General features: G+C 74.5%; 9 protein-coding genes. 3 read left to right on the plus strand and 6 right to left on the minus strand.

The features are described from left to right. Nucleotides 1-52: 52 nt before the first annotated feature. Both RZ84_RS08135 and RZ84_RS08140 read right to left on the minus strand, forming a co-directional pair. Nucleotides 53-679: an NUDIX domain-containing protein gene (locus RZ84_RS08135; RefSeq protein ID WP_043263725.1), complete on the minus strand. Its 627-nt coding sequence runs from the start codon at nucleotides 677-679 to the stop codon at nucleotides 53-55. 96 nt (nucleotides 680-775) lie between these two features. Then, nucleotides 776-2,464 (minus strand): CTP synthase, encoded by a 1,689-nt coding sequence (locus RZ84_RS08140; RefSeq protein ID WP_043263726.1) that lies wholly within the window; start codon nucleotides 2,462-2,464, stop codon nucleotides 776-778. Nucleotides 2,465-2,889: 425 nt separating this feature from the next. Here RZ84_RS08140 and RZ84_RS08145 point away from each other — a divergent pair, with 425 nt between their 5' ends. Beyond that, complete coding sequence (locus tag RZ84_RS08145; RefSeq protein WP_043263727.1) at nucleotides 2,890-4,695, plus strand: glycoside hydrolase family 15 protein; 1,806 nt, start codon at nucleotides 2,890-2,892, stop codon at nucleotides 4,693-4,695. 98 nt (nucleotides 4,696-4,793) lie between these two features. Here RZ84_RS08145 and RZ84_RS08150 read toward each other — a convergent pair whose 3' ends face one another. Continuing rightward, a complete protein-coding gene (locus RZ84_RS08150) occupies nucleotides 4,794-5,972 on the minus strand; it encodes a beta-1,3-glucanase family protein (RefSeq protein ID WP_043263728.1) in 1,179 nt (392 codons plus the stop codon). Nucleotides 5,973-6,201: 229 nt separating this feature from the next. On the opposite strand from RZ84_RS08150, the gene RZ84_RS08155 reads away from it, so the two are divergent. Beyond that, the gene (locus RZ84_RS08155) at nucleotides 6,202-7,830 is read left to right on the plus strand and encodes a PucR family transcriptional regulator (RefSeq protein WP_043263729.1); all 1,629 of its coding nucleotides are present in this window, start codon (nucleotides 6,202-6,204) and stop codon (nucleotides 7,828-7,830) included. A 30-nt stretch (nucleotides 7,831-7,860) separates the two neighbouring features. On the opposite strand, the gene RZ84_RS08160 is transcribed toward RZ84_RS08155, so the two are convergent. The 3 genes from RZ84_RS08160 to recN all read right to left on the minus strand — a co-directional run bounded on the left by RZ84_RS08160 (nucleotide 7,861) and on the right by recN (nucleotide 12,107). Continuing rightward, complete coding sequence (locus RZ84_RS08160; protein WP_043269391.1) at nucleotides 7,861-9,021, minus strand: glycosyltransferase family 4 protein; 1,161 nt, start codon at nucleotides 9,019-9,021, stop codon at nucleotides 7,861-7,863. Nucleotides 9,022-9,444: 423 nt separating this feature from the next. Next, nucleotides 9,445-10,233, minus strand: a complete 789-nt coding sequence (locus RZ84_RS08165) for a hypothetical protein (protein WP_043263730.1) — start codon at nucleotides 10,231-10,233, stop codon at nucleotides 9,445-9,447. Between the two features lie 137 nt (nucleotides 10,234-10,370). Continuing rightward, a complete protein-coding gene (recN, locus tag RZ84_RS08170) occupies nucleotides 10,371-12,107 on the minus strand; it encodes a DNA repair protein RecN (RefSeq protein ID WP_043263731.1) in 1,737 nt (578 codons plus the stop codon). Nucleotides 12,108-12,363: 256 nt separating this feature from the next. Here recN and RZ84_RS40780 point away from each other — a divergent pair. Continuing rightward, a partial coding sequence (locus tag RZ84_RS40780) for an FtsX-like permease family protein (RefSeq protein WP_347232739.1) occupies nucleotides 12,364-12,698 on the plus strand: 335 nt, incomplete at its 3' end.

Raw genomic sequence — 12,698 nt, forward strand, 5'->3', positions numbered from 1 at the left:
TCGGATCGGATGATCATCTGACCGGGATGGAAAGGGCCGCGCGGCCCCCCGGTCAGCCCTCGAAGGGACGGGCCGGCCAGGGCGCGTCGGCCGGCCGCAGCGCGTCCACGCCCGCGCCCGCCCGTGCCGCGCCGAGCGCCAGCGCCCCGACGACCAGGCAGTTGTTGTGCAGCTCACCGGCGAGCACGCCGCGGACCAGGTCGGCCAGCGGCACCCGTGCCAGCTCCATGTCGGCCTCCTCCTCGGAGACCTCGAACCGCTCCCCCTCGGCCTCGGACAGGTCGCGGGCCAGGAAGATCCGTACCGCCTCGTCGCAGCCGCCGGGTGTGGTGTAGACGTCGGTCAGCACCCGCCAGTCCTCGGCCTTGACGTGCGCCTCCTCGTACAGCTCGCGCTGCGCGGCGTGCAGCGGGTTCTCGCCGGGGACGTCGAGCAGCCCGGCCGGGATCTCCCACAGCCGCTGCCGCACGGGGTGGCGGTACTGGCGCAGCACGAGTACCCGGTCCGCGTCGTCGAGGGCGAGCACCGCCACCGAGCCGGGGTGGACCTGGTAGTCGCGCCGGGCGGTGGCGCCGTCGGGCATAACGACCTCGTCGGTGCGCACGCTGGTCTTGTTTCCGGTGAACGGCGTGGTGGTCGCGGTGACCGTCCACTCCTCCGGGGTGTCCTTGATCGCCATGCGCGTCCTCTCGTGCGACGGTGCCAACGCGGAAACCGGGGTACGACCCCGGCGAAGGAGGCCGTACCCCGGCAACGGTATCCGTCGTGCCGCGGGCTACTTCGCGGCGGCCGGCTTCCGCGCGGACTGCTGCCGCTGCACCGCCGCCTTCACCAGGCCGGCGAAGAGCGGGTGCGGGCGGGTCGGGCGGGACCGCAGCTCCGGGTGCGCCTGGGTGGCGACCAGGTAGGGGTGGGCCTCGCGCGGGTACTCGACGTACTCGACCAGCTTGTTGTCCGGGGAGGTGCCGGAGAAGACCAGGCCGGCCTTCTTCTCCAGCTCGCCGCGGTAGGCGTTGTTGACCTCGTAGCGGTGGCGGTGCCGCTCCTCGACGTAGGGCTGGTCGTCGTAGGTCTCGCGGACGATCGAGCCCTCGGCGAGCTTGGCCGGGTACATGCCCAGTCGCATGGTGCCGCCCATGTCGCCCTCGCCGGCGACGATGTCCATCTGCTCGGCCATCGTGGAGATCACCGGGTGGGCCGCGGCCGGGTCGAACTCGGTGGAGTTGGCGCCCTCGATGCCGGCCAGGTTGCGGGCCGCCTCGATGACCACGCACTGCAGGCCCAGGCAGAGGCCGAGCAGCGGGAGCTTGTTCTCGCGGGCGTAGGTGATCGCGCCGACCTTGCCGTCCACACCGCGGTCGCCGAAGCCGCCAGGGATGCAGACCGCGTCGCAGTCGGCGAGCTGCTCGGCGGCGCCGGCCGGGGTCCTGCAGTCGTCGGAGGTGACCCACTTCACCTTCACGCGGGCGCGGTTGGCGAAGCCGCCGGCGCGCAGCGCCTCGGTGACCGAGAGGTAGGCGTCCGGCAGGTCGATGTACTTGCCGACCAGCGCGACCTTCACCTCGTGGTCGGGGTTGTGGACGCGGTCGAGCAGGTCCGCCCACTGGGTCCAGTCCACGTCCCGGAACGGCAGGTCCAGCTTGCGGACCACGTAGGCGTCCAGGCCCTCGGCGTGCACGACCTTGGGGATGTCGTAGATCGACGGGGCGTCCGGGCAGGCGATGACCGCGGCCTCGTCGACGTCGCACATCAGCGAGATCTTGCGCTTGATGGCGGTGGGGACCTCGCGGTCGGCGCGCAGCACGATCGCGTCGGGCTGGATGCCGATGTTGCGCAGCGCGGCGACCGAGTGCTGGGTCGGCTTGGTCTTCAGCTCGCCGGACGGGCCGATGTACGGGAGCAGCGAGATGTGCACGACGAAGACGTTGTCCCGGCCGACCTCGTGGCGGACCTGGCGGACGGTCTCCAGGAACGGCAGCGACTCGATGTCGCCGACCGTGCCGCCGACCTCGGTGATCACGACGTCGACGTCGTCGGTCGCCATCCGCCGGATGCGGTGCTTGATCTCGTTGGTGATGTGCGGGATGACCTGCACGGTGTCGCCGAGGTACTCACCGCGCCGCTCCTTGGCGATCACGGTGTTGTAGACCTGGCCGGTGGTGACGTTCGCGGAGCCGTCGAGGTCGACGTCCAGGAAGCGCTCGTAGTGGCCGATGTCCAGGTCGGTCTCGGCACCGTCGTTGGTGACGAAGACCTCGCCGTGCTGGAACGGGTTCATCGTCCCGGGGTCGACGTTCAGGTACGGGTCGAGCTTCTGCATCGTGACCCGCAGGCCGCGCGCCTTGAGGAGCGCACCCAGGCTGGAGGCCGTGAGCCCCTTGCCGAGCGAGGAGGCGACGCCCCCCGTGACGAAGAGGTGCTTGGTCGTCGTGGCTGCGTTCAGACGAGAAGCAGTGGGCGGCATGGCCAAGAGGGAACTCCCGTGGTCGCGAGGTGGAGAGGTGCGAGGTGGCGCCGGTCCTGGGATTCAGGGGGTGCCGTCGCTGCGGTTCGGGGGTGCCGTACTTCTGCCGTGACATCTCAGGGCGTCCCACCGGTCCACGGGGTACCAGGCTATCAGCGACCGGGCATGGTCGCTCCCGGCGACTCCGGCGAGGGGCGACATCACCCGGGATCATCCAGGCCACTCGTTCGGAGCACTCCACTCGTCGTGAGCACCGCGCGCCACACCCGACCGCGTCGTATCCTGCTCGGACACTCGCTACGAGCCGTCCGGAGAAGGCACCACCCCCGCCCGAAATTTCCGGTCCAGCTGCTCGGCGACGTTTCATGGGCAGGACGGACAGCACACAACGTCCCATGGGGGGCGTGACTCCAGTTCGACGGGAGATGCACGTGGCCGGGCGCATCGAGGACTACGCACTTATCGGCGATATGCAGACCGCCGCACTCGTGTGCCGGGACGGCACGGTCGACTGGCTGTGCCTGCCCCGCTTCGACTCGCCGGCGGTCTTCGCGGGGCTACTGGGCACCGAGGAGCACGGCTTCTGGCGGATGGGCCCGGTCAACGGCAACGGCCCCAAGCAGGCCGACCGTCGCCGCTACCGGGGGGATTCACTCGTTCTGGAATCCGAGTGGGACACCCCCCGCGGTACCGTCCGGGTGATCGACTTCATGCCGCCGCGGGACGGTGCGCCGCAGGTGATCCGCATCGTGGAGGGCGTCAGCGGCCGGGTCCCGATGCGCTCGGAGCTGCGGATGCGGTTCGCGTACGGCTGGGTGGTGCCGTGGGTGCACAAGGTCGACGGGCGGACGGTGGCGGTCGCCGGGCCCGACTCGGTGTGGCTGGACACGTCCGCGGAGACGTACGGCAAGGACCTGACGACGTACTCCGACTTCACCGTCGCGCCCGGGGAGCGGATCGCGTTCACGATCAGCTGGCAGGCCTCGCACCACCAGCCGCCGGCCGCCGTGGCGGACCCGGAGGGCGCGCTGGAGGCGACCGAGGAGTTCTGGCGCGAGTGGGTCGAGCACTGCACCTACCACGGGCCCTACCGGGACGCGGTGGTGCGCTCGCTGATCACGCTGAAGGCGCTCACGTACGCGCCGACCGGCGGGATCGTGGCGGCGCCGACCACGTCGCTGCCGGAGTGCATCGGCGGGGTCCGCAACTGGGACTATCGCTTCACCTGGCTGCGGGACGCGGCGATCACCCTGTCGTCGCTGCTGCGCACCGGCTACCGCGAAGAGGCGCGGGCCTGGCGGGAGTGGCTGCTGCGCGCGGTGGCCGGCGATCCGGAGAACCTCCAGATCATGTACGGCATCGCCGGTGAGCGGGAGCTGGGCGAGAACGACCTCAACTGGCTTCCCGGGTACGAGAATTCGCGTCCCGTCCGGGTCGGCAACGGTGCCGCGGGGCAGCTCCAGCTGGACGTCTACGGCGAGGTCACCGAGGCGCTGCACCTGGCGCACATGACGGGGCTGGCCCGCAACGACTACGCCTCGCTGCTCCAGATCAAGCTGATCCAGTGGGTGGAGAAGCACTGGGACGAGCCGGACGAGGGCATCTGGGAGGTCCGCGGTCCGCGCCGGCACTTCGTGCACTCCAAGGTGATGACCTGGGTCGCGGTCGACCGCACCGTCAAGCTGATCGAGTCCGGGGACGTGGACGGGCCGCTGGAGCGGTGGAAGGACCTGCGCGACACCATCCACCGGGACGTCTGCGAGAACGGCTACGACAAGGAGCGCAACACCTTCACCCAGTCCTACGGCTCCCAGGAGCTGGACGCGTCGCTGCTGCTGATCCCGCAGATGGGCTTCCTGCCGCCGGACGACAAGCGCGTCATCGGCACCATCGAGGCCATCCAGCGCGAGCTGTCCACCGAGGACGGCTTCGTTTTGCGCTATCCGACGGCCGGGGACGTGCCCGGCGTGGACGGCCTCGAAGGGGACGAAGGGGCCTTCCTGGCCTGCTCGTTCTGGCTGGCGGACGATCTGGCGATGATCGGCCGGGTGGAGGAGGCCCGCAAGCTCTTCGAGAAGCTGCTCTCGCTCCGCAACGACCTGGGGCTGCTGGCGGAGGAGTGGGACCCCCGGCTCAAGCGGCAGGTGGGGAACTTCCCGCAGGCGTTCAGCCACGTTCCGCTGATCGACACCGCGCTGCGGCTGACCGCGAGCGGGGCGTACGGGGGGTAGCGGGCATCCCGGCGCCCGTCCGGCGGTTCCGCGGTCCGGGGTGCCGCCCGGTGGTCCGGGCGGCACCTTTCGCGTACCGGGACGAGGGGTGCCGGAGCTCAGAAGGCGGTCAGGGTGAGGGTGAGTTCCTTCGGGGCGGGGTCCTCGATGTACGAGGCGAAGCCGGCGACGTCGTCGAAGGCGAAGCCGTACGCCTTGCCGTCCCGGGTCGCGGCGTGCATGGCGGCGGCGTAGTGGTTGGTGAGCCGCTGCCGGTAGAAGGCGGCCGGGTCGGTGGTGGGCTGGGCGGGGTGGGTCGTGAGGGTGGAGCGGTTGAGGGCGGCGCCGAGGACGGCGGCGACCGGGCCGAGGGTGCCGTCGTTGGGGGCGGCGAGGGTGCCGTCGCAGAAGAGGACGTCGCGGGTGGTGGGCTTGGCGAAGGAGACCGCCTTGGGGCCGGTGAAGCGGAGCCGGTCGCCGCTGACCCGGCCGGTGAAGGTGCCCGCGCGGGTGGTGACGGTCAGGTCCTTGGACGCGTAGGCGGTCCATGCCTCGTCGATGGCGGGGGCCAGGTAGTCCTTGCCGAACAGGCCGCTGTCCAGGCCGTGGCCGGGGGCGATGACGCGCTTGTCGCCGATGACCAGGCGGTCGAAGCCCTCGGCGCCCTTGACGTCGGAGAAGATCCGGGCGCGGGCGCCGTCCTTGAGCGTGCCGGTGGTCTGGTCCCGGGCGCCGGTGAGCCGCAGGGCCAGCGGCACGCTGAACATGTCGACCATGGTGGTGTTGCAGTACATCCCGCCGGCGGTGTGGGTGAACTCCGCGCAGTCGTGCAGGACGTCGTAGTTGGGGTCGGTGGCGACCCAGCCCGCGGGGTAGGCGAGCGCGGGCCTGCCATTGCCGTCGGCGACCGCCTTGATCCTGAGCTTGCCGCCGAGCGCGGTGTAGATCCGGCCGGACATCTGGGGGAGTTGGAGGGTGGTGGTGCCGGTGGCGGCGAGCGGGATGGCGTAGTCGGTGAAGCCGTCCGGGCCGTTGTCGGCGACGGCGACGGGCTTGATCTGCCCGTCGGCGGTGACCCGGACCTGCCGGGTGCCGTCGTTGCCGAGGATGTAGACCCATATCGAGGAGTTGGCGTGGGAGCCGGAGCTGTTGACGATGTGCAGGGGCAGGGCGGCGGCGGGCGGGCCGGTGGGGGCGGGGGCGGGGGCGGAAGCGCCGAGGGCGCGGCCGGCCGTTGCCAGGCCGGCGGTGGCGGCGCCGGCGGCCAGGCCGCCGAGGAGACTGCGACGGGTGATCACGGGCTGCTCCTTGTGGGGGGTGTGTGACGGGAGTGCTCCTGCCACGGAGGTACCGGGAACCCTGCCGAGCCGGTGGGGCACCGTCAACGGGGCGTAGCCGAAAAGGAGTTGGAGCGGGCAGCGCGGTGCCCGTACGGGCGGGAGGGGCGGCCCGCGGCCCGGGTGCGCGGCGGCGGCCGGCCGGACCGCGGCCTTCCGGACGGCCGTACTGCGGGTAGCGTTCGTCGCCATGGGGCCGCAAGGGAAGATCGAAGCCGAGATCACGGTACGCAGGGCGCTGGAGCTGCCCGCGCTGCGGCGCGGTCTGCCGGAGGTGCTGGCCGGCGAGGACCGGCTGGACCGGGCGGTGCGCTGGGTGCACGCCGGCGAGGTCCCGCACATCGCCTCGCTGCTCAAGGGCGGCGAGCTGCTGCTGACCACCGGTCTCGGGGTGGGCGCCCGGCCGTCCGAGCAGCGCTCCTTCGTCCGCAGGCTCGCGGACCGGGACATCGCCGCACTGGTGGTGGAGCTGGGCTCCCGGTTCGACGCACTGCCCGCGGCGCTGGTCGACGCCGCGCGGGACTGCGGGCTGCCGCTGGTGCAGCTGCACCGCGAGGTCCCGTACGTCACGGTGACCGAGGAGATCCACACCGAGATCGTCAACAGCCACTACACCCTGCTGCGACGGGCCGACGAGCTGCTGCGGCGCTGTACGGACGTGCTGCTGCGCGGCGGCGGGGCCCCCGAGGTGCTGCGGCTGCTCGCCGTCTTCACCGGCAATCCGCTGTGCCTGGAGGCGCCCGACGGCAGCCCGCTGTACGCGGCGGGGCCGGAGGGCGACGAGGGGCCGGCGGACGCCGATCCGCTGCTGGCCTGGGAGGGCCTGCGCGAGGCCGGGGTGCGGATCGACGTGCCCGGGGGCGGGCCCGGGCCCGAATCGGTCCGCGCCCGGCTGGTGCTGCTGCCGGTCAACGCCCCGCTCGCGCCGGTCCACCGGATCGCCGCGGAGCGGGCCGCCGATCTGCTCGCCGTCGTCATGCTCCAGTCCCGCCAGGAGGAGGTGCTGGCCGCGCGCGGGCGCGGGGACTTCCTCGCCGAGCTGGCGGAGGGCCGGATCTCCGCGGCCGAGGCCCCGGCCCAGGCCCGGCTCCTGGGGTTCCGGCCGGGTGCCGACCCGGTGCTCCCGGTGGTGATGCGGCTGCCCGCCGCGCTGCCCTCCCCCGGCAGCTGGGCACTGCTCGCCCAGGTGCTGCGCGAGGAATTGGCCGCGCCCGGCGTGCCCGTACTGCTCGGCGTCCGTCCCGCGGAGGGCCGGGTCCCACTGCTGGTGGCGCTGCGGGCGGGCCAGGACCGGGCCGCGCTCGCCGGCCGGATCGCCGGGGCGCTGCGCGCCGGGGTCGCCCGCGCGGGCCTGGACCGGCCGTCCGCGCACCGCCCGGTGGTCGTGGTCGGGACGGCCGGCGACTGGGCGGCGGCCGGCCCCGGGCTGCGGCACGCCGGGGAGGCCGCGGCAGCCGCCCAGGGGCTGCCGGAGCAGCCCTGGTACGACGCCCGCCGCCTGGACATCGAGCTGCTGCTGTGGCGGATGCGGGAGCACGGCGAACAGGGGGTGCTCACCGACTTCGTGGAGCGCGCCATCGGGCCGCTGCTCGCCCATGACCGCGGCGCCCGCCAGCCGCTGCTGCCGACCCTGGAGGCGTATCTGGCCCGCGCCGGCCGCAAGGCGGAGACCGCCCGCGATCTGAACGTGAACCGGCAGACGCTCTACGACCGGCTGGCGCGCATCGCCCAGCTGCTGGGCACGGACCTGGACGATCCGCAGACGGTGCTCGGGCTGCGGCTGGCACTGCGGGCGCGGCGCCATACGGACCGGCCGTAGGACCGGTTCGGTGGGGCAGGGCCCGGCGCGTCAGACCGGCTGGACCGGCTGGGTCAACTCGTCGTAGACGCTGAGCACTTGGGCGACCGTGTCGTTCTCGCTGGGCCAGCCGGCGGCCTGGGCCAGGCCCGCCTCGGCGAGGGCGTCGCGGCGCACCGGGTCGGCGAGCAGGTCGAGCACCGTACGGGCGAGGGCCGTGGCGTCCCCGTAGCGGACCAGTTCCGCGGCCCGGCCGACCAGTTCGCGGGTGCCGCCGGTGTCGGTCGCCACCAGCGGGACCCCGGCGCGCAGCGCCTCCTGGGCGATCAGCGAACGGGCCTCCCACCGGCTGGGCAGCACCACCAGGTCGGCGGCGGCGAGGAGTTCGGGCACGTCGTCACGGCGGCCGAGCAGTTGGACGGGCAGCCGCTCGCTGTCGATCCGCCGCTGGAGCGCGGCCCGCTGCTCGCCCTCGCCCGCGATGGCGAGCAGCGGCTGGGGGTCCAGCGCGCACCAGGCGTGCGCCGCGTCCAGCAGCAGATCGTGGCCCTGGTACGCGTCGAGCCGGCCCACCGCGAGCAGCAACGGGCGGTCCACCGCGCCCAGTTCGGCCCGCTCCTTGTCGCGGGCGCCGTCGTCGTCCGCGGGTCCGCCGGGGATGCCGCCGGGCCGCGGGCACGGGATGGCGACCGGTGCCAGCCGGGCGTCGCGGGCGCCCCGCTCGCGCGCCCGGTCGACGAGGTCGGAGCAGACACCCAGGACGACGGCGGCGGCGCGGGCCACCCGCCGCTCCATCAGATGCACGACCCGGGCCCGCGCGCCCTCGGTGTGCGCCTTGGTGTGCCAGGTGATGACCAGGGGCACCCGTCCGCCCCGGGGGCCGCACAGTCCGCGCAGCGCTACGGAGGCGCGCAGCCCGGCCCGCAGGCCGTGGGCGTGCACCAGGTCGGCGTCCCAGCAGGCGCTGCGCAGGGCGGCCATGCCCGCCGGGTCCATCCGCGGGGTGACCTGCACGAACCGGGCGCCGGCCGCGCTGAAGCGGTACGCCTCCTCGGACTCGGGGGTGGCGCAGACGGTGACCAGCACGCCGCGCGCGACCAGCCCTTCGGCCAGCGAACGGACGTGCGCCGCGCTGCCGGCGCTGCCGTGGCCGAGCACCTGGACCGTGCGCAGCGACGACAGGCCGTGCGCCGGGTGCGGGGTGCTGGTCACGTGGTCGGGCTCCTGGTTCGGCGCCGGCACGTTCCGTACCGGCGGGGCGGTTTCCTGCTGCGAAGTGCTGCGATACGCCGTGGCCCGCGGGCGGTGCCCGTCCTCGGGAGGGACGGGGCGGGCCGGCCGCGGCACTGCGCATCGCGCCCAGGATGCCAGCCCTGAGACGTCAATTCGGCACCGTGCGGACGCCGTTCCGGTGGGAAGTCTCACCCCCGGATCCCGGGATTCACCCACATGGGCGACAAGCCGACCACGGGGATTGCCCTCCGGAGGAGGCGCACCACCCCGTCCGGTCCCCGTCCACCGCTGTCCGGAACCCGCCCTTCACTGTCCGGATCCGCGTCCGGATCCGCTCATCTCCGGTACGGGCTCGACCGCGGACCCGGGCGGTCCGCCCGGAAGAGGCGCCCGCGACCCGGGTCAGAGGGCGGCGGCCCGGCTGACGCGGTCGCCGACCGCGGCGGCGGCGACCAGCCCGGCGGCGTGCGCGGCCAGCCCGGTACGGCTGTTGCCGGCGACGACGGCCAGTCCGAGGGCCGCGCCCAGTGCGTGCGCCCCGGCGTCGCCGAGCATGGTGCGCTCCCCGAGGTCGTCCGCGAGCACCGCCGCCGCGGCCCCGATGGGCGCGGCGGCCAGCGGGCCCGCGGGCCCGCGGCGCAGCAGGCCCGGCGCGCCGATGGCCAGGACGGCGCAGGCCGCCCGGCCGGGTTTGACGTCGAGGAGGTTGACCAGATGGGCCGAGCCCGCGATCACCACCCCCGCCAGCAGCTTGTCGGCCGGGCGCTCCTTGAGGAGGGCGCCCGCGGCGAGCCCGGCGGCGCCGATCCCGAAGAGCTTCACCGCCCCGCTGGTGATCTCGCCCTGCCGCAGCGCGGAGAGGTGCGCGCGGAACCCGCGCCGAGGGTCGCCGGCGCCGGCCACGTCGTCGTACCCGCCGCAGCCCCCGGCGGCCAGGACGGCGAGCGCGGCGGCGCCGCGGGTCCGGGCGGACAGGCCGGGGGTGCCGGCCGCGGCGAGCGCGGTGCCCAGGGCGGTCGCCGGTCCCGCGTGCAGGGTGACGGTGCGGCCCGCGTGGTTCTTCCGCTCCCACCGGCCGGCGCCGCCCGGCGGCCGGCGGCGCAGCGCCGCGTACCCGGCCCGGGTCGCCCCGGCCGCCGCGGTCAGCGCCGCCATCCGCGCCGGGATGCGTCCCGTTGCCCTCGCCACCATGCCACTCCCCTCACCCGGCCCGCGGCCGGGTGCTCAACTCCCCGGCCCCGGGGCCTTCTCCGTACGTGTGTCCCGCCCGGGCGGCCGGCGCCCCCGGGCTGCTGGGGCCGTCCGCCCCCGCCGTCGTCGGACAGGCTCTACGCCCCCGTGCGCGCCGTCTCCAGCAGTTCCTCCGCGTGGGCGCGGGCCGTCTCGGAGTCCTCCTGGCCGGCGAGCATGCGGGACAGTTCGCGGACCCGCTCCTCGCCCTCCAGGACCGTGACGCCGCTGCGGGTGACCGAGCCGTCGTTGGTCTTCTCCACCAGGAGCTGGCGGTCCGCGAAGGCCGCGACCTGCGGGAGGTGGGTGACCACCACGACCTGCGCCGTCCGCGCCAGCCGGGCCAGCCGCCGGCCGACCTCGACGGCCGCCTTGCCGCCGACGCCCGCGTCGACCTCGTCGAAGAGATAGGTCGGCACCGGGTCGGTGCCGGCGAAGACGACCTCCACGGCGAGCATCACCCGGGACAGCTCACCGCCGGAGGCGCCCTTGGCGATCGGCCGGGGCGGGGCGCCCGGGTGCGGGGCGAGGAGCAGTTCGACCTCGTCGGCGCCGGCCGGCCCGTAGGCCACGGTGCGGCCGTTCACCTCGATGCCGTCGGTGTCCTCGGCGTCCCCGGCGATCTCGGTCTGGCGGATGGCGACGCTCACCCGGGCGTGCGGCATGGCGAGTTCGCCGAGCTCGGTGGTGACCGCGTCCGCGAAGCGCTCCGCCGAGGCGGTCCGGGCGTCGGTCAACTCCTGGGCGAGTTCGCCCAGTTCGGCGCGGAGGGCGTCGCGCTCCGCGGTCAGCTCGCCGATCCGGTCGTCGTCGCCGTCCAGTTCGGCGAGCCGGGCGGCGCTCTGCTCGGACCAGGCCAGCACCGCCGTGATGTCCTCGCCGTACTTGCGGACCAGGTGGTTCAGGGCCGCGCGGCGCTCCTCGACGGCCGCCAGCCGCAGCGGGTCGGCGTCCAGGCCGTCCGCGTAACCGGCCAGTTCGCCCGCGACGTCCGCCATCAGGATGCCGATCTCGCCGAGCTGGTCGGCGAGATGGGCGAGCGCCGGGTCGTGGCTGCGGACGGCCTCCAGCGCGCGGTGCGCGCCGGCGACCAGGGTGGTGGCCTCGACGCCCTCGGGGTCCTCGGGGTTGCCGGCCAGCGCGGCGTGCGCGGCGGACGCGGCGGAGGCCAGCGCCTCGGCGTGCCCGAGCCGCTCGGCCTCGGCGGCGAGTTCGGTGTCCTCGCCGGGCTGCGGCTCGGCGGCGGCGATCTCGTCGAGGCCGAAGCGCAGCAGGTCGGCTTCCTGGGAGCGTTCCCTGGCCCGGGTGGTCAGCTCGGCCAGCTCGGCGGCGACCGCGCGCAGCCGGCGGTGGGCGGCGGTGTACTTGGCGAGCGGGACGGCGACCGCGTCCCCGGCGTAGCGGTCCAGGGACTCGCGCTGGCGGGCCGGCCGCAGCAGGCCCTGCTGGTCGGTCTGGCCGTGGACGGCGACCAGGTCGTCGGCCAATTCGCCGAGCAGGCCGACCGGTACGGACCGGCCGCCCACGTGGGCGCGCGAGCGGCCCTCGGCGGAGACCGTGCGGCTGATCAGCAGCGCGCCGTCGTCCAGCTCCGCTCCGGCCTCCTCGGCCCGTACGGCCGCGGGGGCGGTGGCGGCGAGGGTGATCCTGCCTTCCACCACCGCCGACTTGGCGCCGATCCGCACCAGGGCGGGGTCCGCGCGCCCGCCCAGCAGCAGCCCGAGGCTGGTGACGACCATGGTCTTGCCGGCGCCGGTCTCGCCGGTCACCGCCGTGAAGCCCGGGGACAGCTCGACAACGGCGTCGTCAATGACGCCCAGGGACCGGATCCGCATCTCCTCCAACACGGATACGACCTTACGAGGTCCCGGGGCCGCCCCGCGACGGCCTCCCCCTCACTCCCCGCCCGGCCCCGCCCGGCAGCGGCCCCCGCCCGGCCGCTCTCCACCCCGCGGACCTGCGGAAAACCCCACCCCGGAAGGGGTGCCGGCCGCATGGTGGCGGACCGCCGCCGGCCGTCACGCTGGTCCGGAGACGGAACCGGGCGACGAGAACGGTCAGAACCGTGCGAACGGTGGAAGAGGGGGACACATGTCCAGCGGACTGGCGCGAGCCGCGCTGCGCGGCCACCGGCCCGCGTTCGCGGGGACGGCGGTGGCGACGCTGTTCGCCGCGACCGTGGTCGGGGCGTCGACGACGATGCTCGCCGCCACCGGCGCGGACCGCGTCCCCGCATCCGCACGGCGCGCGATGGCGGCCCACCACGTAGGGGACATGGCGGTCGTCCTGCTCCTCGGCTCGGTCTATCTGTCGGTGTTCGTGGTCGCCTCGACGATGGGCACCGCCGTCACCCAGCAGCACCGCGAGTTCGCGATGCTGCGCGCGATCGGCGCCCGCCCCTGGCAGATCCGGCGGGCGGCCGCCGG

It is taken from the genome of Streptomyces sp. CT34 (genome assembly GCF_000805335.1).
GTDB lineage: Bacteria > Actinomycetota > Actinomycetes > Streptomycetales > Streptomycetaceae > Streptomyces.